This is a genomic window from Streptomyces sp. NPDC059906 (assembly GCF_042730645.1).
GTDB classification, from domain to species: Bacteria; Actinomycetota; Actinomycetes; order Streptomycetales; family Streptomycetaceae; genus Streptomyces; species Streptomyces rubrogriseus.
In genome coordinates this window covers 41653-60315 of record NZ_JBHWKU010000031.1, presented here as the reverse complement: position 1 = coordinate 60315, position 18663 = coordinate 41653, and the positions used below count along the sequence as shown (strand labels likewise).

The 18663-nt window shown below is 72.4% G+C and carries 18 protein-coding genes; 3 read left to right on the top strand and 15 right to left on the bottom strand.

Annotated features, from left to right (window positions below; genetic code table 11):
* Positions 1-16: 16 nt before the first annotated feature.
* Genes ACFV9J_RS32995 through ACFV9J_RS32985 form a run of 3 tightly spaced genes read right to left on the bottom strand, consistent with a single transcriptional unit; the run spans position 17 to position 2852 of the window.
* The gene (locus ACFV9J_RS32995; RefSeq protein ID WP_385360433.1) at positions 17-652 is read right to left on the bottom strand and encodes a hypothetical protein; all 636 of its coding nucleotides are present in this window, start codon (positions 650-652) and stop codon (positions 17-19) included.
* Complete coding sequence (locus ACFV9J_RS32990) at positions 649-2136, bottom strand: ATP-binding protein (protein ID WP_385360496.1); 1488 nt, start codon at positions 2134-2136, stop codon at positions 649-651. The genes ACFV9J_RS32995 and ACFV9J_RS32990 overlap by 4 nt, the downstream gene beginning before the upstream one ends.
* 26 nt (positions 2137-2162) lie before the next feature.
* Positions 2163-2852 carry a response regulator transcription factor gene (locus ACFV9J_RS32985; protein ID WP_003971915.1) on the bottom strand — a complete coding sequence of 230 codons (690 nt, stop codon included), beginning with the start codon at positions 2850-2852 and terminating at the stop codon, positions 2163-2165.
* A gap of 113 nt (positions 2853-2965) precedes the next feature.
* On the opposite strand from ACFV9J_RS32985, the gene ACFV9J_RS32980 reads away from it, so the two are divergent.
* The gene (locus ACFV9J_RS32980; RefSeq protein WP_385360431.1) at positions 2966-3883 is read left to right on the top strand and encodes a DUF3152 domain-containing protein; all 918 of its coding nucleotides are present in this window, start codon (positions 2966-2968) and stop codon (positions 3881-3883) included.
* Here the strand turns inward: ACFV9J_RS32980 and ACFV9J_RS32975 are convergent.
* The 5 genes from ACFV9J_RS32975 to ACFV9J_RS32955 all read right to left on the bottom strand — a co-directional run bounded on the left by ACFV9J_RS32975 (position 3861) and on the right by ACFV9J_RS32955 (position 7463).
* Positions 3861-4073 carry a hypothetical protein gene (locus ACFV9J_RS32975; RefSeq protein WP_385360428.1) on the bottom strand — a complete coding sequence of 71 codons (213 nt, stop codon included), beginning with the start codon at positions 4071-4073 and terminating at the stop codon, positions 3861-3863. The genes ACFV9J_RS32980 and ACFV9J_RS32975 overlap by 23 nt on opposite strands.
* A gap of 47 nt (positions 4074-4120) precedes the next feature.
* Entirely contained in the window at positions 4121-5122 is a 1002-nt protein-coding gene (locus ACFV9J_RS32970; protein WP_385360426.1) for a TerC family protein, read from the bottom strand.
* Between the two features lie 27 nt (positions 5123-5149).
* Positions 5150-6196, bottom strand: a complete 1047-nt coding sequence (locus ACFV9J_RS32965; protein ID WP_385360424.1) for an SPFH domain-containing protein — start codon at positions 6194-6196, stop codon at positions 5150-5152.
* A 2-nt stretch (positions 6197-6198) separates the two neighbouring features.
* On the bottom strand, positions 6199-6630 hold the full coding sequence (locus ACFV9J_RS32960; RefSeq protein ID WP_385360422.1) for an NfeD family protein: 432 nt from the start codon (positions 6628-6630) through the stop codon (positions 6199-6201).
* A gap of 98 nt (positions 6631-6728) precedes the next feature.
* A complete protein-coding gene (locus ACFV9J_RS32955; RefSeq protein ID WP_385360420.1) occupies positions 6729-7463 on the bottom strand; it encodes a lytic polysaccharide monooxygenase in 735 nt (244 codons plus the stop codon).
* A 310-nt stretch (positions 7464-7773) separates the two neighbouring features.
* Here ACFV9J_RS32955 and ACFV9J_RS32950 point away from each other — a divergent pair, with 310 nt between their 5' ends.
* Positions 7774-8229 (top strand): DoxX family protein, encoded by a 456-nt coding sequence (locus ACFV9J_RS32950; RefSeq protein ID WP_385360418.1) that lies wholly within the window; start codon positions 7774-7776, stop codon positions 8227-8229.
* 63 nt (positions 8230-8292) lie between these two features.
* On the opposite strand, the gene ACFV9J_RS32945 is transcribed toward ACFV9J_RS32950, so the two are convergent.
* From ACFV9J_RS32945 to ACFV9J_RS32915, 7 genes are read right to left on the bottom strand one after another with little or no spacing between them, the layout of a single operon-like run.
* The gene (locus ACFV9J_RS32945) at positions 8293-9696 is read right to left on the bottom strand and encodes an amidase (protein WP_385360416.1); all 1404 of its coding nucleotides are present in this window, start codon (positions 9694-9696) and stop codon (positions 8293-8295) included.
* Positions 9697-9710: 14 nt separating this feature from the next.
* Complete coding sequence (locus ACFV9J_RS32940) at positions 9711-10994, bottom strand: NADH:flavin oxidoreductase (protein WP_385360414.1); 1284 nt, start codon at positions 10992-10994, stop codon at positions 9711-9713.
* Entirely contained in the window at positions 10991-11992 is a 1002-nt protein-coding gene (locus ACFV9J_RS32935; RefSeq protein WP_385360412.1) for an oligopeptide/dipeptide ABC transporter ATP-binding protein, read from the bottom strand. Before ACFV9J_RS32935 ends, ACFV9J_RS32940 begins: the two co-directional genes overlap by 4 nt.
* Positions 11989-12993: an ABC transporter ATP-binding protein gene (locus ACFV9J_RS32930; RefSeq protein WP_385360409.1), complete on the bottom strand. Its 1005-nt coding sequence runs from the start codon at positions 12991-12993 to the stop codon at positions 11989-11991. Before ACFV9J_RS32930 ends, ACFV9J_RS32935 begins: the two co-directional genes overlap by 4 nt.
* Entirely contained in the window at positions 12990-14024 is a 1035-nt protein-coding gene (locus tag ACFV9J_RS32925) for an ABC transporter permease (RefSeq protein WP_385360407.1), read from the bottom strand. Before ACFV9J_RS32925 ends, ACFV9J_RS32930 begins: the two co-directional genes overlap by 4 nt.
* Positions 14017-14985 (bottom strand): ABC transporter permease, encoded by a 969-nt coding sequence (locus ACFV9J_RS32920; protein WP_385360405.1) that lies wholly within the window; start codon positions 14983-14985, stop codon positions 14017-14019. The genes ACFV9J_RS32925 and ACFV9J_RS32920 overlap by 8 nt, the downstream gene beginning before the upstream one ends.
* 55 nt (positions 14986-15040) lie before the next feature.
* A complete protein-coding gene (locus ACFV9J_RS32915; RefSeq protein WP_385360403.1) occupies positions 15041-16660 on the bottom strand; it encodes an ABC transporter substrate-binding protein in 1620 nt (539 codons plus the stop codon).
* 301 nt (positions 16661-16961) lie between these two features.
* On the opposite strand from ACFV9J_RS32915, the gene ACFV9J_RS32910 reads away from it, so the two are divergent.
* Positions 16962-18605 (top strand): class I adenylate-forming enzyme family protein, encoded by a 1644-nt coding sequence (locus ACFV9J_RS32910; RefSeq protein ID WP_385360402.1) that lies wholly within the window; start codon positions 16962-16964, stop codon positions 18603-18605.
* Positions 18606-18663 lie beyond the last annotated feature (58 nt).

The window sequence follows — 18663 nt, the reverse complement described above, 5'->3', positions numbered from 1 at the left end:
CCTCATCCGTCAGCCGTCAGCCGCCGCTGCCGCCGGTCCCTCCTACGCTCCCGCCGGTGTCGGGGGGCGCCGCGGTCTCCGCGGTCCCGGGAGCCCTGCGCTCCGCGGCGAAGCGGCAGTCGTCGCTGGAGCGGCCGGCCAGCCGGCCGCCGGGCTGCTCCACGGTCACCTGCGCCCTGCCCAGCGCGGGGTCCTGCCGCAGCCGGGCGGCGGCGACCGTGCAGGCCAGCTGGTCGACGGCCGTGTCGCTGAGGATCCCGGCGCTCCGTGGCAGCTGGACGGTGACCCCGGTGCCGTCGGTGCGGATGGTGGGGGCCTCGGCCGCGGGAGGCAGCTCGGTCGTCAGCCCCCTCCCGCGCTCCTGGTCGTCCGGACCTTTGAACAGCATCAGCACGGTGCCGCCGAGGTCGGTCGAGCCCGGCGCCGTGCGGACCACCGCGACCAGGGACCCGTCCTCGACGAAGTAGAGCGGGACCTTGACCTGGGGCACCGCCTCGGGCACGGTCTCCGAGGGTGCGGCGGTGACGCCAGGATCCAGGACGCCGGTCGCGGGTTCGCCCGCCTCGACCACCCCCGTCTCGGGTATGCCGCACGCGGAGAGCGGGAGCAGCGCCGCGATCAGCAGCGGGAAGGCGCGCGCGGACGCTTTCATGTGCGGTCCTCCTTCGCCGGGGGCGGTGTCCGGTCCTCCGCGTCCTCCGTGTCGTCCGGGCGCAGCGGCAGGACGACCGTGAAGACGGCGCCGCCCTCCGGATGGTTGGCCGCCCGGACGGTGCCGCCGTGCAGGCGTACGTTCTCCGTGGCGATGGACAGCCCGAGGCCGCTGCCCTCGCTCCGGGCGCGGGCGCCGGCCGACTTGTAGAAGCGGTCGAAGACGTGGGGCAGCACGCTCTCGGGTATGCCGTCCCCGCCGTCGCGGACGGTGACGACCGCCTGTCTTCCGGCCCGGGCGTCCTGGGCGTGCAGGTCCAGACGGACCGGGGGCGCGCCGTGCCTGAGGGCGTTGGCGACGAGGTTCGCCACGACGACGTCGAGGCGGCGCGGGTCGACGCGGCCGCGCAGCTCTCCCGGTTCCGGCAGGCCGGTCTCCACGGTGTCCTGCCAGCCGCGGGTGGCGAGCGTGCGGCGCAGCGACTCGGCGAGATCGATCTCGTCCAGGTGCAGGGCGGCCGCGCCCGCGTCGAAGCGGGAGATCTCCATCAGGTCGTCCACGAGCGCGGCCAGCTTCGTGGTCTCCGTGCTGATCAGGCGCACGGCCGTCGCGGTGTCCTCGTCCAGCCCGGCCGCGTCCTCGTCCAGCACGTCGGTGACCGCCGACATCGCCGCCAGCGGGGTGCGCAGTTCGTGGGAGACGTCCGCGGCGAAGCGGCGGGCACCGGCCTCCATGCGCCGCAGTTCGGCCACCGAGCCCTCCAGCGCCGCGGCGGTCTCGTTGAAGGTGCGGGAGAGATCGGCGAGTTCGTCGGAGCCCTGCACCGCGAGCCGGGTGTCCAGGCGGCCCTCGGCGATGCTCCGGGTCGCCCGGCGCAGCGCCCGCACCGGCCGCAGGACACCGCGGGCGGCCAGGAGGGCGATCAGGACGGCCAGCACCAGGGCGGGCACGGTGGCGCGTTCGATCGCGGTGACCAGCGCGTCGACGTAGCCCTGCTCCTCCTGCTGCGGCACGGTGAGGTAGACCTCGAGGCCGGAGGCCGGGCGCTCGGTGGTGTACTGGCCGGCGAAGGTGACGGGCATGCCGACGACGAGGGCGGAGTGGCCGTCGTGCGAGACCCGCTGGAACACGGTGGCCCGGCGGGAGCGCACGGACTGGCGCATCGCCGGGGACAGTTCCCCGAAGGTGTCCCCGGGGACGGACGTGGCGCTCTTGTCCCGGTAGGCGACCAGGACCCGCCACTGCTGGGACCGCCCGCCCCTGGACACGTCGTTGGCGAACGACGTCAGGCCGGCCGCGTCGGGCGGGAACCGGTAGTTGGGGACCAGGGTGTTGACGCGGTGCCGGAACTCCTCGATCACCGTGTCCTGGCTCTGCTGCAGGACGCCGGTCCGTGCCTCGCGGAAGGTCAGTGCGCCGGTGGTCACCGTGGCCACGACGGCGACGAGGGTGAAGGTCACCACCAGCCGCAGGCGCAGCCCCATCAGTGCGCGCAGCACCCGGGGAGCTCTCACCGGGGTCCGAACCGGTAGCCGAAGCCGCGCACGGTGTGCACGTAGCGCGGGCTGCCCGGCGACTCACCGATCTTGGACCGCAGTCGCTTGACGCAGGCGTCCACGAGCCGCGCGTCCCCGTGGTAGTTGTGCTCCCACACGGCCTCCAGGAGCTGCTGGCGGCTGAACACCTGCCCCGCCGAGGCGGACAGGGTGAGCAGCAGCCGCAGTTCGGAGGGGCCGAGGGCGACCGGCCGTCCCTGGTGGGTGACGGTCAGCCCGGCCCGGTCGATGACCAGGTCGCCGTGGTGTTCGGTGCGTGGTGTGCCCTGGTCGTCCGCCGTGCCGCCCACGCGGCGCAGCACGGCGCGTATGCGGGCGTCCAGGATGCGGGCGCGGACCGGTTTGACGACGTAGTCGTCGGCTCCGGCCTCCAGTCCGACGACGATGTCGGTGTCGTCGCCGCGGGCGGTGGCCATGATGATCGGCACCTGGTCGTGGGCGCGTATGCGGCGGCACACCTCCAGGCCCGACATGCCCGGCAGCATCAGGTCGAGGACCACGGCGTCGGGCCGGAAGGACCGGAGCTGCTCCAGTCCGTCCTCGCCGGTCGCGGCGGCGGCGACCTCGTGCCCCTGCCGGCGCAGGGCCAGTCGCACGCCGTCCCGGACGGCGCGGTCGTCTTCGATGATCAGGACCCGTGGCATGGACCTCAGTATGCGTGTGCGCGGGTGGCGGACCACGGTCGGGTGAGGGCTGTTACACAGCGGTCCAAAAGCGGTCCACGGACGATCACACGCCCCGGGCAGGCTTTGTGATCATGAATGAGCGCCGCCGACCGACTCCCCCACCGTCCTCCGCCGCGGGCCGCCGACGCCGCGGCGGCCGCTCCCGCCGCCGAGGGGGCGCCCGGCCCCGCCTGCTGTGGCCGGGGCTCGCGGCCGGGACCGTCCTGGTGCTCGCCGGCGGGCTGGCCCTCAGGGGAGCCTCGGAACCCTCCGGCGCCGACACGGCCGGTGCGTCCTCCGCGACCGAGGAACCCGGGTCGCACGGGGCCGGCGGGACGGGGGCCGCGCCGGAGGACGAGCCGACCGCCTCACCGGCGAAGGAGAAGGACGGGAAAGGGCAGGACGGGAAAGGGCAGGACGAGAAGCCGGACCCCGGCTCGATTCCGTCGTCCGGACCCGGAACGTTCGCCACCGCGGACGGGAGCGGTGACCGGGTCGGCGGGAGCGGGCGGACGCTCACCTACGTGGTGCAGGTCGAGGACGGCATCGGGATCTCGGCACCGGACGTCGCGGCCGAGGTCGAGCGCATCCTGGCCGACGAGCGAGGCTGGACGGCCGACGGGAAGGTGGGGTTCCGGCGGGTGTCCGGCGGCGCGTCCGACTTCCGGGTACGGCTCGCCACGGCGGGGACGGTGGACGACATATGCGGCCAGTACGGCCTGGACACCGGCGGCGAGGTCAACTGCAACGTGGGCCAGGACGTCATGGTCAACCTCAAGCGGTGGCTCCTGGCCACGCAGTACTACGCGGACGACGTGACGTCGTACCGGGCGCTGATCATCAACCACGAGGTCGGGCACTTCCTCGGCCACGGCCATGAGGGCTGCCCCGGGGCGGGGCGTCCGGCGCCGGTGATGATGCAGCAGATCAAGGGGCTGCACGGCTGCCGGACCAATGTCTGGCCCTACGACGCCGAGGGTCGCGCCGTCACGGGCCCGGCCGTCGGCTGACGGTGTCGCGGTCGGGCTCTTGGCAGTCCGGGTTCCGGCAGGTGCCGGGGCCCCAGACCGGGACATAGATGCCCAGCGTCTTGTGCCGGTGGATCTCGGCGGGGACACGGTGGCCGCAGGTCGGACAGATCTCCTCGTACTTCGCGTCCACCTGTCGTGGCGTTCTCGTCTTCTGCGTGTGACTGCTCATGATGCCCACACCCACGCTCGTGAGACTGTTTGAACCGATCTTTGCCTTTACTTTACCTTGCGTTGGGACTGCGCGGAAAGCGCGTCCGCGCCCTTTCCGTCCTTCCCGTCCTCCGTGTCGACCGGGCGGCGCAGGCTCAGTGTCACCGAGACCGCCAGGACCACGACGATGACCGCCAGACTCACCGGGGAGGGGATCTCCGGCACGGCGGGGCTGACGATCTTGTGCGTCGCCTGGAGGATGAGCTTGACGCCGATGAAGCCGAGGATGACCGCCAGGCCGGTGCTCAGGTAGTGGAAGCGCTCCAGCAGCCCCGACAGCATGAAGTAGAGGGCGCGCAGGCCGAGGATGGCGAAGGCGTTGCTGGTGTAGACGATGAAGGTGTCGTCGCTGACGGCGAGCACGGCCGGGACGCTGTCCACGGCGAAGATCAGGTCTGCCGCCTCGATCGCGGCGACGACGGCGAGCAGCGGTGTCGCCACGTGCTTGCCCGCTTCCTTCACGAAGAACTTCTGGCCCGCGTAGGTGTCCCGCACGGGGACGACCTTGCGCAGCAGCCGCACGGCGAAGCTCCGGCCGGGGTCGAAGCTCTCCTCCTCGCCCTTGAGGATCTTGTAGACGCTGTAGAAGAGGATGGCCGCGAAGGCGAACAGCACGGCGGTGAAGCGGTTGACCACGGCCACGCCGGCGGCGAGGAAGAGGCCGCGGAACACGAGGGCGCCGATGACGCCGAAGAACAGTACGCGGTGCTGGTAGGCGCGGGGCACCTTGAAGTAGGCGAAGATCAGGGCGAAGACGAAGAGGTTGTCGACCGAGAGGCTCTTCTCCAGCAGCCACGCGGTGGTGTACTCGGTGCCCGCCGTGCCGCCGAGGACGAGGAAGACGACCGCGCCGAAGACGAGGGCCAGGCCCACCCACAGCCCGCTCCAGGCGGCCGCTTCCCTGAATCCGATGACGTGGGCGCTGCGGTGCGCCAGCAGGTCGACGGCGAGCGAGACGACGACGGTGGCGGCGAAGGCCGCCCAGAGCCAGAAGGGCACATCGAACATGGAAGCCTCGCATGGTGCTGGGGGTTCTCAGCGGTCCTCGGCCACGGGGGCGGACCGCATCGCCTCGGTGGGGATGCCGTTGGCCCTGGCCGCGTCGGCGAGGGCCTGTGCGGCGGCCTCCGCGGCCTGCGCCGTGTCGCTGGCCGCCTGGGCGGCCCCGTCGTCCGACGGGCTCTCCCGGGTGGCCGGCGACTGCGGCAGCGCTTCGGTGAAGGCGCGGGAGACCCCCTGGAGCGCGGAGGTGACCTCGCTGGGGATGACCCAGAACGTGCTGCCGGAGCCCTGCGCCAGCTGGGGCAGCACCTGGAGGTACTGGTAGGCCAGCAGCTTGGGGTCGGGGTCGTTGCGGTGCACGGCCTGGAAGACCTCGTCGATGGCCCGGGACTGCCCCTCCGCCTTGAGGATCTCGGCGGTGCGGTTGCCCTCGGCACGCAGCACGGCGGCCTGCTTGTCGCCCTCGGCGGTGAGGATCTGCGACTGGCGCTGGCCCTCCGCGCCGAGGATCGCGGCCCGCTTGTCCCGCTCGGCCCGCATCTGCTTCTGCATGGCGTCCTTGATGGACTGCGGCGGGTCGATCGCCTTGATCTCCACCCGGTTCACCCGCAGCCCCCATTTCCCGGTGGCCTCGTCCAGCACTCCGCGCAATTGGCTGTTGATGGTGTCGCGCGAGGTGAGGGTCTTCTCCAGGTCCATGGAGCCCACGACATTGCGCAGGGTGGTGACGGTGAGCTGCTCGACCGCCTGGAGGAAGCTCGCGATCTCGTAGAAGGCCGCCCGCGGGTCCGTGACCTGGAAATACAGCACGGTGTCGATCTCGACGACCAGATTGTCCTCGGTGATGACCGGTTGGGGCTTGAAAGAAACGACCTGCTCGCGCAGGTCGATCACCGGATAGACCCGGTCGATGTACGGGATGACCACGCTGAGCCCGGGTTTCAGCGTGCGGTGGTAGCGGCCGAGCCGTTCGACGTTTCGGGCGCGGGCCTGCGGCACGATGCGCACCGCCCGCACCACGGTGAATACGGCGAGAAGCGCGACGATCACACCGGCGATGAGGAACGCCGAGGCTTCCATGGTCACTCCCGGGGATAGACGAATGCGGTGGAGCCGCTGATCTCCAGGACGTCGACGGTCGCACCCCGGGGAATCACCAGCGTCTCGTCGTAGGAACGGGCCGTCCATTCCTCACCGCCGATACGGACCCTGCCTTCCCGTCCGGTCACCTCGGAGAGGACGTACGCGGCCTGGCCGACCAGGGCGTCGACCCCGAAGCGCTGGGTCTGGGGCTGGACGAGGTGGCGCAGGGCGACGGGGCGGAGGAAGAAGAGGGTGATCGCGGAAACGACCGTGAACACGAGGAATTGAAAGGGTGTGGAAAGGCCGGCCGCCGCGGATCCGGCCGTGATGAGCGCGGCCACGCCCAGCATTCCGAGCGCGGCGGTCAGGGTGAAGATCTCCGCCATGATCAGGACCACCGAAACGATCAGCCAGATCAGCCACGAATCCATCACGACCCCCTTCCGCTTTTGAATTATTTTACCGGCTTTCCAGAAAAGCGGACCCGTTCGTCACGGGCGGGCGCCGGTGACGAACGGGTCCGGCGCCGTCACGCGGCCGCGCAGGCTCCGAGGTCTTCCCAGACGCCCCATTCGCCGGTGGTGCCGGGCTCCTCGCCGGTCACCCACCACTTGGCGCGCCAGGTGTGGCCGCCGTGGGAGACGGTGTCGCCGCCGTTGTAGACGCTCCCGGCGCTCCAGACCGCCGCGGCGCAGTCGCCCGGCTCGCCGTCTCCGCCGCCGTCACCGCCCCCGTCGCCCCCGCCGGTGCCGCCGATGTTGACGTCGATGCAGGAGTAGAAGGCGTTGCCGGTGTCCGCCACGTTCCAGACGGCCAGGACCTTCTGCCGGCCGGTGAAGCCGCCGAAGTTCACCTGGTGGCTCACGTCCGGGGCGGGCTGCGCTCCGTGGCCGTCGAACTCGGCGATCTTCTGGCTGCCGATGAAGTACTGCCAGCTGGCCGTGGCGTGGCGTGCCGTGTGGTGCCAGGTGAAGGTGTGCGTGCTGTTGACCGGTGTGACGCGCCAGCCCTTGCTGTCGTCGTCGAGTTCGGCGAACTGGCTGTTTCCGCCGCTGCAGCTGCTCAGGCCCTTCGGGCCCTCGACGCTCTGGGGCTCGTACTTGATCTGACCGCAGTCGACGATCCCCGCGGCGCACTGGTCCTGCCGGCTGCCGGGCGAGGTCACCCACCCGTGCGCGCTCGCCGTGCTCGCCGGAAGGCTGACGGCGAGCAACGGAGCGACCAGCGCCCCGACCGCGAAGGCCACCCGTCTCTTGGTGCGCATGTCGTGCCCCTTTCGGATACAGGTCTAGACCTGACGACTTCAGGTCTAGACCATAGCGACGGAGCCGGTCCGGTCAAGGGTTCGCGCAACATCAACCGACAAGCGGTGGTGCGCGTTTGACGCGACGGCCCTGATGCGCAACTCGTTGCGCTATTGGTCTAGACAAGGATCGCCGCGATGGTTAAAAGTCGAATGGGTTGTGCGTCTCCCCCCTCCCTCGGGACGCCGTCGACCCCGCCCCGTGCTGCGCACCATCCCCACCGGCCGCCCGGTTCCCCGGCGGTCGTTGCGCAAGAGAGGAGCACCACCGTTGGAAGCGCTGGAAAAACGCAGGGAGCACGTGATCGCGCTCTTCCGCATCGTCGTAGGCCTGCTGTTCGCCTGCCACGGAGCCGCCACCCTGTTCGACGTCATGGGCGGTCCGCACGGGCCCGCTCCGGGCTTCGCCGCGTGGCCCGGCTGGTGGGCCGCAGTGGTGCAACTGGTCGGCGGCACGCTGGTCCTGTGCGGTCTCGCGACCCGCACGTCGGCCGTCCTGTGCTCGGGGTCCATGGCGTACGCCTACTTCGTCGAGCACCAGCCCGACGGGCTCTTCCCCATCGAGAACGGCGGGGAGTCGGCCGCCATGTTCTGCTGGTCCTTCCTCCTGCTCGCCGCCCTCGGACCGGGCCGCTGGAGCCTGGCCTCCCGCTTCCGCCCCCGGCGGGGTGACGGCGGCCGCCCGGTCACCCGGACACTGGCCTCGGACGCGCCGACGTCCGTCTGAGCGGGGGCGTGCCGTCCCCGCCGACGGACGGCACGCCCCCGCTCCGGCCGGAGCGCGAACGCCTCACCCCGTCACCCACGGCGCCGACCGTTCCAGCTGCGCGGCCAGGGCCAGCAGCGTCCCCTCCCCGCCGAGCCCGGCGGCGAACTGGACACCGAGCGGCAGACCCCGGCCGTCCCGGCCGTGGGGAACGGACATCGCAGGCATTCCGGTGACGTTGTACACGCTGGTGAAGGCCGCGTAGACGGACGCGTGCCGGTAGACCGACTCCGGGTCGGCCGTGTCGAGGGTGCCGAGCGGCGGCGTCGGACTGGCCAGGGTCGGGCTGAGCAGCACGTCGACCTCGTCGAAGGCGGCGCCGACGGCCCAGCCGATCTCCTGCGCCCGGCGCAGCGCACGGCTGACGTCGGCCGCCGGGAGGGCGCGGTAGGTCTCGTACAGCACGCGGGTGAAGGGTTCGATGTCGTCGTCGGCCAGCGGCCTGCCCAGCCGGTCCAACCGGGCGTCGATCTGGGCGACCAGGTCGGCGCCCATCAGCACGCCCGAGGTGCGGCCGACGTCGTCGGGCCGGTACCGGGCGGTGGTCTCGACGACGTCGTGGCCCAGCCGCTCGCACAGCAGGGCCGCCGAGCGCACCGCCCGCGCGCAGTCGGGGTGCACCTCCGGGCCGTCCGGCAGCTCGGTGAGCAGGCCGATCCGCAGCCGCCCCGGGTCCCGTCGGGCCAGTTCCGCGAACGGCGCGGACGGCTCCGGTGCGGCGTAGGCGTCGCCGGGCAGCGGGCCGGCGGCGATGTCGAGGAGCAGGGCGCTGTCGCGGACGGTCGTGGTGAGGGCGTGGTGTCCGGAGACGAGGCCCGACAGGGTGGTGGGCCGCGGCGCGGGCGAGACACGGCCGCGGCTGGGTTTGAGGCCGAACAGCCCGCAGGCCGCCGCCGGGATGCGGATCGAGCCGCCGCCGTCGCTGGCGTGCGCGACCGGGACCATCCCGGCCGCGACCGCGGCGGCCGATCCGCCGCTGGAGCCGCCGGGCGAGTGCGCGGCGCTGTGCGGGTTGCGGGTGGGGCCGTGGAGCGCCGGTTCGGTGGAGGCGTTGAGGCCCAGCTCGGGGGTGTTGGTGGTGCCGAGGACGACGGCGCCGGCCCGGCGGTAGCGGGCGACCAGTTCGCTGTCGCGGCGCGCGGTCACCTCGCCGAACAGACGGCTGCCGCCGGTGGCGGGCAGTCCCTCGACCTCGGTGCCGAGGTCTTTGACCAGCATGGGAACCCCGTGCAGCGGCCCCTCGGGCAGTCCTGCCGCGATCTCGGCGAGGGCGGCCTCGAACCGGGTGTGGATCACCGCGTTGAGCCCGGGGTCGAGCTTCTCGATGCGGGCGATCGCCCGCTCGGTGACGGTACGGGCGTCGCATTCCCCGCTCCGTACGGCGGCGGCCGTGGCGACGGCGTCGCAGGGACGGCTTCCGGTGCCCATGCCTGCCACGCCCCTCACGCCACGTATCCGGCGGGCTTGCCCCAGGTCTCGCGCCGGGTGGTGCCGCGGTCGACCAGGACGCAGCGGGTGCCGGTGAAGTTGGTGGGCATGCATTTGTTGCAGTGGATGCACAGCGAGGGCGTGGCGGCGTCCTCGCGCATGCGGTTGACCAGGTCGGGCTCGCGCAGCAGCGCGCGGGCCATGGCCACGAACTCGAAGCCCTCGCGCATCGCGAGGTCCATGACGGGCTTGCCGGTGATGCCGCCGAGCAGGATCATCGGCAGCTTGACCGCGGCGCGGATCTGCCGGGCGTCCGCCAGCAGATAGGCGTCGCGGTAGGGGTAGCTGCGCAGGAACCGCTCGCCGACCATCTTCACGCCGAGCTTCATCGGCTGCGGCATGATCTCGGCGAACTCCCTGAGCGGGGCGTCGCCCTTGAAGAGGTACATCGGGTTGAGCAGGGAGCTGCCCGCGGTCATCTCCAGGGCGTCGACGGTGCCGTCCTGTTCGAGCCACTGCACCACGGGGATGGCCTCGTCGAGCCAGAAGCCGCCGGGCACCCCGTCGTCCATGTTCATCTTGGCGATGACCGCGATGCGCCCGCCGACCGCGTCGTGCACGGCCCGCATGATCTCCCGGGCGAAGCGGGCGCGCTTGTCGAGGCTGCCGCCGTAGGCGTCGGTGCGGTGGTTGACGCGGGGGCTGAGGAAGGAGCTGGCCAGGTAGTTGTGGCCCAGGTGCACCTCGACGGCGTCAAAACCCGCCTCGACTGCACGGCGCGCGGCCTCGGCGTGGGCCTCGGTGACGCGCCGGATGTCGTCGAGGGACGCCTCCTGCGCGAAGCTGAGGGTGGTGGCGTGGAAGTGCCGGGACGGCGAGAGGGCGGGAGCGCCGTTGCCCTTGGGGTTGGCGACCGGGCCGCCGTGTCCGATCTGCGCGGAGACGGCGGCGCCCTCGGCGTGCACGGCGTCGGTGAGGACGCGCAGGCCGGGCATCGCCTCGTCGGTCCAGTGGATCTGGTGGCGGTCGGTGCGTCCCTCCTTGGCGACCGCGCAGTACGCCACGGTGGTCATGCCGACGCCGCCGCGGGCGTAGGCGACGTGGAAGTCGACGAGGTCCTTGGTGACCAGGGACTTGTGGCTGAGCCCCTCGTAGGTCGCGGCCTTGATGACGCGGTTGCGCAGCTCGACGGGGCCCAGCCTGGCGGGCGCCAGGACGTCGGGGGCGGCGGGGGGCGTGGCGGGGCTGTCGGGCGTGGCGGGGCTGTCGGGCGCGGCGGGGGTCTCGGGGGCGGTCACGGGTGGTTCCTCCTGGTTTCGGCGTGGTGGCAGGCGATCCGGTGGCCGGGGCGGATCTCCCGCGGGGCGGGTTCCTCGGCGGCGCACCGTGCGGTGGCCAGCGGGCAGCGGGTGCGGAAGCGGCAGCCCGAGGGCGGGTTCAGCGGCGAGGGCAGTTCGGCGGCCCGGCCCTCGACGGCGGGCGGTCCGGCGGGGGCGGTGGAGCCGATCTGGGCCTCGGGGAGGGAGGCGAGCAGCAGCCGGGTGTAGGGGTGGGCGGCCTCGTGCTGCATGCCGTCGGAGGGCAGCACCTCGCAGACCTTGCCGAGGTACATGACCATGACGCGGTCGCTGATGTTCTTCACCACGGACACGTCGTGGGCGATGAAGACCATGCTCAGCGCGCGCCGCCGGGCCGTCGTCTCCAGGAGGTTGAGGATCTGCGCCTGCACGGACACGTCGAGGCTGGAGACGGGTTCGTCGCAGATCAGCACCTCGGGGTCGAGCATGAGGGCGCGGGCGATGCAGACGCGCTGGCACTGGCCGCCGGAGAGTTCGTGCGGCCGGCGCTCCCGTACGGTCGCGGGGTCGAGGCCGACGTCGCGCAGGGCGGCGTCGACGCGGGCGTCCCGGTCGCGGGTGTCGTCGCCGGGGCCCCAGATCGACCGGCCCTCCCACACCAGGTCCTTGACCCGGCGGCGCGGGTTCAGGGCGGAGACCGGGTCCTGCATGATGATCTGCATCCGGGCGCGGGCGCGGCGCAGTTCGCGCGGGGCGAGCCCGGTGAGGGTGACGTCGCCGAGGCGGACGGTGCCCGTGTCGGGGGGTGGCAGCTGGATCAGGGAACGGCCGACGGTGGACTTCCCGCAGCCGGACTCGCCGAGGATGCCGAGGGTCTCCCCCGCCGCGACCTCCAGGGAGACGCCGGAGACGGCGTGCACCTTCTGTCCGCGTCCGGCGGGGAACTCGACGACGAGGTCCGTCGCCGTCAGCACGGGCGCGTCCCGGGTGGTGGTCATACGGCGGCCTCCTCGGCGGCGCCCAGCGGGTGGTGGCAGGCGACGAGCCCGCCGGCGTCGCGCACCCCCGCGTAGGCGGTCAGGCGCGGGGACTCGGTGGTACAGCGGTCGGTCGCCGTGGCGCAGCGCGCGGCGAAGCGGCAACCGGGCGGCGGATGCAGCAAGTTGGGCGGGCGGCCCTCGATGGCGGGCAGCAGGGTGTGCGGGGGCAGGTCCAGGCGCGGGATGGAGGCGATCAGGGCGCTGCTGTAGGGGTGGCGGGGCCGGTCGAAGACGGCGGCGGTGTCCGCGTACTCGACCAGGCGGCCCGCGTACATGACGGCGACGCGGTCGGTGCGGCCCGCGACGGTGGCGAGGTCGTGGCTGATGAGGACGGTCGCCATGCGCAGTTCCTCGGCGAGCGAGCGCAGCAGGTCGAGGATCTGCTTCTGCACGGTGACGTCGAGCGCGGTGGTGGGTTCGTCGGCGATGAGCAGCCGGGGGCCGCAGGCGAGGGCCATGGCGATGACGACGCGCTGGCGCATGCCGCCGGAGAGTTCGTGCGGGTACTGGCCGGCCCGCCGGGCGGGTTCGGGGATGCCGACCTGGCGGAGCAGGTCGACGGCCCGGTCCCGGGCGTCGGCGCGGCCGAGTCCGAGGTGCGGTCGGAGGCTCTCGGACAGGTGGACGCCGACCTTCTTGACCGGGTTGAGGGAAGTCATCGGGTCCTGGAAGACCATGGCGACCTCGGTGCCCCACAGCGCGCGCCGTCCGGCGGGGGTGAGGGCGTGGACGTCCTTGCCGCCGATCCGGACGGTGCCGGAGACGGTGGTGCCGGGGCCGTCGGTGATCAGGCCCATGAGGGTGCGGCCGAGCACGGACTTGCCGGATCCCGACTCGCCGACGATGCCGAGGGTCTCTCCTTCGGACAGGGTCAGCGACACCCCGTCGACGGCCCGGACCCGGCCGCGGGGCGTGTGGAAGGCGGTGCGTACGTCGGTGGCGTCGAGCAGCACGGTCACAGTTTCACGCTCCGGGAGTCCCAGCGCCCGCGAGCCTTCTCGCCGACGATGTTGAAGGCGAACACGGTGAGGAAGAGGAAGGCGCCGGGCACGAGCACGATGTGCGGGTGTTCCTCGAAGACCCGGCCCTCCCCCTCCGCGATCATGTTTCCCCAGGTGGGTTCCGGGGGCTGGATGCCGAGGCCGAGGAAGCTGAGGGAGGCCTCGGCGACGATGAGCACCGAGATCATCACGACGGCCAGGGACAGCACGGGCAGCAGGACGTTGGGCAGTAGTTCGCGCAGCAGGATGCGGGTGCGGGTGGCGCCCATGGCGCGGGCGGCGACGACGAACTCCCGGTTGGCATAGGCCATGGTGGTGGCGCGGGCGAGGCGCACCATGCCCGGGATGGTGAGCAGCGCCAGGGAGAAGGCGACGTTGCGCAGGTGCGGCTGGAGCACGGTCGCGAGGGCGATCAGCAGGATCAGCGGGGGCACGGCGAGCAGCGAGTTGGTGGCGATGCCCACCGCCCGGTCGACGCTCCTCCGGAAGTACCCGGCGACCATGCCGATCGCCCCGCCGACCACGGTGCCGAGGGCGACCGCGGACAGCGAGATGAGCAGGGAGGAGCGGGCGCCGTAGAGGGACCGGGCGAGCAGGTCGAGGCCGAAGGCGTTGGTGCCGAGGGGATGGCCGCCGGTGAACGTCGGGGTGGCGAAGACGGGTTCGGCGACGGTGCTCGCGACGTCGCGGTCCTCGGCGAGCGGCAGCCACGGCGCGCACAGGATGGCTAGGCCGAGCAGCAGCAGCCAGGCCGCGCCGAACCAGAACACCACGTCGAAGCCGGGCCCCGCCCACACCTTGCCGAGCCGGGAGGCCCCGGCGAGGAGCAGGCCGAGGCCGAGCAGCGCGACGGCGGCCTTGGCGGGCGTGACGAGTTGGGGCGTGGTCGCGCCGAACACCAGCAGGACCAGGCCGACGACGGTGAGGGCGGCGCCGGCCAGCAGGGGCGGCGAGAAGGCGGTCCGCGTACGCGGAGCGAGGTCAGACATGGACACGTCGCGTCCTCGGGTCGAGGTAGCCGTAGGAGAGGTCGATGCCGGCGTTGATCACCACGTAGATCACGGCGATGGTGAGCACGGCGCCCTGGACCATCGGGTAGTCGCCCTGGCCGGCGGCGTTGACGATCAGGGTCCCCATGCCGGGCAGTGAGAAGAGGTACTCGACGACGACGGTGGAGCCGATCAGCCGGCCGAGGCTGAGGCCGAGCAGGGTGACCAGGGAGAACGAGGAGGGGCGCAGGGCGTCGGTGAACAGGACGCGCAACGGGTGCATGCCCTTGGCGCGGGCGGCGAGGATGTAGTCCTCGCGCAGCGTGACGATCAGGTCGCCGCGCAGCACCCGGGTGAACATGGCGAGTTCGGCCAGCGCGACGGTCAGTGCGGGCAGGAAGGCGTGGTGCAGGTTGCCCAGGAGGTCGCCGTCGCCGATCCGCACCCACTCGGAGCGCGGGAACCAGCCGGCCGAGTTGACCAGGACGAGGATCAGCAGTAGTCCGGCCAGGAAGCTGGGCACGGACAGGACTCCGAAGGTGCCGGCGCCGATGATCCGGTCGGCCGCCGAGCCCTCCCGGTAGGCCGACCACATGGCCAGCGGCACCGCGATCAGCAGGGCGATGAGCAGGCCGAGGGCGGCGATCTCGAAGCTGACGGGCAGGGCGGACAGCACCCGGTCGGCGACGTCGCTCTGCGGGGGGACGACGGAGCGGCCGAGGTCGCCGGTGAGCGCGCCGCCGAGCCAGTCGAGGTAGCGGCTGACCAGGGGCTGGTCGAGGCCGAGTTCGGTGCGCAGCGCGGCGTACTCGGAGGGCGCCCGGCCGGCGCCGAGGATGTCGACGGCGGGATCGCCGGGCATCAGGACCACCAGGGAGAAGACCCCGATGCTCGCGATGAACAGCACGCCGAGGAGTTCCAGCAGCCGCAGGGCCGGCCGGCGCAGCGCGGCGACACTCATGGTTCCTCCAGATCTCGGCCCGGCGGCACCGCTGCCGGGCCCGGGGCCGCGGGGGTCACTTGCCGATCCAGGCCTCGCCGAAGAGGGCCATGTACTCGTCGGTCGGCACGATGCCGTGCACGTTCTCGCCCCAGGCGGTGAACGCGGCGCTGGCGCCGAGGTTGATGAGGGGGACGTCCTCGTTGAACAGGGTCTGGATGTCGTCGAGGACGCGCTGGGTCGCCGCCTCGTCGGTCGCTCCCTGGAGCTCGACGAGGAGCTGGTCCATCTTCGGGTTGGCGTAGCCTCCGGGGTTGCCGTAGCTCTTGGAGTTCAGGACGCTCTGCAGGCGGTGGTAGGGGTCGCTCTCGGAGACGCTGGCCGCGCCGCGGCTGAGGTCGAAGTCGTGCTCCACGTAGGTCTTCGAGGTCCGGTCGGCGATGGAGGAGACGAGGTCGAGTTCCACCTTGAAGCCGACGCGTTCCAGCATCGCCTTGGTGACGACGGCCTTGGCCCGGGAGACGGGGTCGGTGCCGTCCATGTAGGTGACGGTGCCGTCGAAGCCGTCCTTCTTGGCTTCGGCGAGGAGCTTCTTCGACTGGTCGAGGTCGATGCCGAGAGGCTTCACGTCGGAGTGCCAGCGTGACTCGGGCGGGAAGATCTCCTGACCGGGCAGTCCCTTGCCGTCGTAGGCGCGTTCGGTGTCGAGGGCGGGGTCGAGGGCCAGGGCCATGGCCTTGCGGACCCTGAGGTCGGCGCCGGGCCGGCCCTCGCGGGTGTTGACGACGACCATGTTGCCGAGGCCGGTCAGGGTCAGTTCGCCCGGGTGGCCCGCCTTGACCGCCTCGTCGACCACGTCCGGGCTGCGCATGTACACCACGTCCGCGGTGCCGTCGTCGAGTGCCTCGAGCTTGGCGCGGTCGGACTGCGGCCAGGTGAAGCGGAGCGCGTCGAGGTAGGGCTCGCCCTTCCAGTAGTTCTTGTTCGCCTTGAGGACCATCTCCTCCTGCGGCTTGTACGAGCCCAGGGTGAAGGCGCCGGCACCGATGGGCCGGAACTTCTTCCCGGCGTGGGCGGCGGGCGCCACGATCATGCCGGGGGCCTGGGCGAGCATGGCGGGGAAGGTGGCCCACGAGTTGCGGAGGGTGAAGACGACGGTGGAGTCGCCCTTGGCCTCCATCTTCGCGAGGTTCGGGGCGAGCAGGGCCGTGTCGGCGCCCTTGTTCTCCTGGTACCACGTGATGCTGCCGATCACGGCCTTCGCGTCGAGCGGAGTGCCGTCGGAGAACTCGACGCCGTCGCGCAGGGTGAGGGTCCAGGTCTTGGCGTCGTCGCTGGAGCGCAGATCCTTCGCCAGCCAGGGCTCGTACTCGTGGGCGGCGGTGTCGTAGCGCATGAGGACGTCGTAGACGGCGGCGAGCGCGGAGCCGCCGGAGGCGCCGGTGGCGTAGGTGGCGGCGGGGCTGAGGCTGCGGGCCTCGGCGTAGTCGGCGAAGTGCAGGGTGCCGCCGCGGACGGGCTCGCCGCCGGCGGGCTGCTCGCCGACGCTGCCGAAGGTGTAGCGGCCGCGTTCGGCCTTCTGCTGCGTGCCGCTGTCGCCGCCCCCGTCGTCCGGTGAGACGCACGCGGAGGTGAGCATCGCCGCGGCGGCCAGGGCTGCGGCGAGCCGGGCTCGCGCCCGTGGTGCTCGCTTCATGTGTTCCTCCAGTAGTCCGGTGGGGGGAAGCGGTGGTGGTCCGGAGCCGGATCGGGTGGGTGGAAGCCCGGATCGGGTGGGTGGACGCTACGGCCGGCGAAATCCGGCCGACGTGACGCATCCCACTCACCGGGAGCCGGGTGGGAGGTGTCCGGCGCGGGTGGGGCGGCCGTTCCGCGTCCGACCGGTCCGTGACACGGTGTCCCGGTGACCGGAACCGGCCGGGGAGCGATCCCCGGTCCGCGCCGAGACTGAGCCCGACCGCGGTCCCAGTGAGGTTCCCGACGCACCAGGAGTCCCGATGCCCAGCGACACGGATCACCGCTCTGCCGTCCTCGCCCGCGTGGCGGCGCTCACCGGCCCGGGCGGCCGGTTCGAGCTCGCCGAAGACGACGTGCTGGGCGCCCGGCTGCCGGTCTTCACCCACCGGCAGCGGGCCCTGCACGAGGTGCTGCACGCGTCCGTCGCGCACGCCGACCGCGCCTACATCGTCACCGCGGACCGCCGGATCACCTTCGCCTCTCACGCGGCCCGGGTCGCCTCGCTGGCCCGGGTGCTGCGCGAGGAGTACGGCATCGCCAAGGGGGACCGGGTGGCCATCGCCGCCGCGAACTCCCCGGAGTGGATCCAGATCTTCTGGGCGACGGTGTCGATCGGGGCGGTGGCGGTCGGGTTCAACGCCTGGTGGTCACCGCGCGAGATGGCCCACGGGGTGGCGAACGCCGAGCCGTCGCTGGTGGTGGCCGACGCCCGGCAGTCGGCGAAGCTGGCCGGCTGCGGCGTCCCGGTGGTGTCCCTGGAGGACGACGTGAGCCGCTTCGCCGCGGCCCACCCGGACGCGCCGCTGCCGTCCGCCGACGTCGCCGAGGACGACCCGGCCGTCATCCTCTACACCTCGGGCACCTCGGGCCGCCCCAAGGGCGCCGTGCACACCCAACGCAACCTGCTGGCGGTCGTGGAGTACCACCGGCTGAACGACGCCCTGCTGCACGAGTTCGGCGACCCGCTGACCGCCGAGGACCGGGTCTACCTGCTCACCCTGCCGCTGTTCCACATCGCCAGCCTGCACAACCTCGCCGTGCCGCGGCTCGCCACGGGCAGCCGGATCGCGCTGCACCAGGGCGCGTTCGACGTGGACGCGGTCCTGGGCATGGTCGAGCGGGAACGCGTCACCAACTGGGGGGCGGTGCCCACGATGGCGCACCGGCTGCTCGAACACGGCGGCGCGGACCGGTACGACACGTCGTCCCTCACGGCGTTCGCGCTGGCGTCGGCGCCGTCGACGACGGCGTTCAAGGAGCGGCTGCGGCGGGAGCTGCCGTTCGCGAAGGACTCGCTCGTCGACAGCTACGGGCTGACCGAGTCCTGTACGGCGATCGCGGCGGCGAACCCCCAGGAGCTGGCGGCCGCCCCCGGCACCCTGGGCCGGCCGGTGACCGGCGTCCGGCTGGAGATCCGCGACCCGCTCGGCGAGGTCCTCGGCGAGGGCGAGGAGGGCGAGGTGTGGGTGCGCAGCATGTACAACATGCTGGGGTACTGGCGCGACCCCGGGGCCACCGCCGACACCGTCGGCGCGGACCGCTGGCTGCGCACCGGGGACCTGGGGTGCCTGCGCGAGGGCCGGCTGTTCCTGGTCAGCCGTCGCTCGGACCTGATCATCCGGGGCGGCGAGAACATCTACCCGGCCGAGATCGAGACGGTGCTCGTCGAACACCCGGACGTGTCGGAGTGCCTGGTCATCGGGACACCGCACCCCGATCTGGGCCAGGAGGTGGCCGCGGTCGTGGTGCTCCGGCCGGGGGCGGAGGTCACGGAGGAGGCGCTGCGGGAGTACGCGGCGAAGGAACTGGCCTACTTCAAGGTGCCCCGGCGCTGGCGGCTGACCGACGAGGCGCTGCCGCGCAACGCCACCGGGAAGGTGATCCGGCACTCGGTACGGCTCTGAGGGGCCGGGCGTAGGCAGGGCCCCGGTCGCTGTCCGCGGCCGGGGCCCCGCGCGGCGC

Bases quoted from the DNA above. Each gene is read 5' to 3' on its own strand.
- ACFV9J_RS32990 (WP_385360496.1), bottom strand. From the start codon at position 2,136: ATGGGGCTGCGCCTGCGGCTGGTGGTGACCTTCACCCTCGTCGCCGTC.
- ACFV9J_RS32975 (WP_385360428.1), bottom strand. From the start codon at position 4,073: ATGAGCAGTCACACGCAGAAGACGAGAACGCCACGACAGGTGGACGCG.
- ACFV9J_RS32965 (WP_385360424.1), bottom strand. From the start codon at position 6,196: ATGGAAGCCTCGGCGTTCCTCATCGCCGGTGTGATCGTCGCGCTTCTC.
- ACFV9J_RS32980 (WP_385360431.1), top strand. From the start codon at position 2,966: ATGAATGAGCGCCGCCGACCGACTCCCCCACCGTCCTCCGCCGCGGGC.
- ACFV9J_RS32985 (WP_003971915.1), bottom strand. From the start codon at position 2,852: ATGCCACGGGTCCTGATCATCGAAGACGACCGCGCCGTCCGGGACGGC.
- ACFV9J_RS32970 (WP_385360426.1), bottom strand. From the start codon at position 5,122: ATGTTCGATGTGCCCTTCTGGCTCTGGGCGGCCTTCGCCGCCACCGTC.
- ACFV9J_RS32935 (WP_385360412.1), bottom strand. From the start codon at position 11,992: ATGACCACCACCCGGGACGCGCCCGTGCTGACGGCGACGGACCTCGTC.
- ACFV9J_RS32925 (WP_385360407.1), bottom strand. From the start codon at position 14,024: ATGTCTGACCTCGCTCCGCGTACGCGGACCGCCTTCTCGCCGCCCCTG.
- ACFV9J_RS32960 (WP_385360422.1), bottom strand. From the start codon at position 6,630: ATGGATTCGTGGCTGATCTGGCTGATCGTTTCGGTGGTCCTGATCATG.
- ACFV9J_RS32910 (WP_385360402.1), top strand. From the start codon at position 16,962: ATGCCCAGCGACACGGATCACCGCTCTGCCGTCCTCGCCCGCGTGGCG.
- ACFV9J_RS32920 (WP_385360405.1), bottom strand. From the start codon at position 14,985: ATGAGTGTCGCCGCGCTGCGCCGGCCGGCCCTGCGGCTGCTGGAACTC.
- ACFV9J_RS32995 (WP_385360433.1), bottom strand. From the start codon at position 652: ATGAAAGCGTCCGCGCGCGCCTTCCCGCTGCTGATCGCGGCGCTGCTC.
- ACFV9J_RS32945 (WP_385360416.1), bottom strand. From the start codon at position 9,696: ATGGGCACCGGAAGCCGTCCCTGCGACGCCGTCGCCACGGCCGCCGCC.
- ACFV9J_RS32955 (WP_385360420.1), bottom strand. From the start codon at position 7,463: ATGCGCACCAAGAGACGGGTGGCCTTCGCGGTCGGGGCGCTGGTCGCT.
- ACFV9J_RS32915 (WP_385360403.1), bottom strand. From the start codon at position 16,660: ATGAAGCGAGCACCACGGGCGCGAGCCCGGCTCGCCGCAGCCCTGGCC.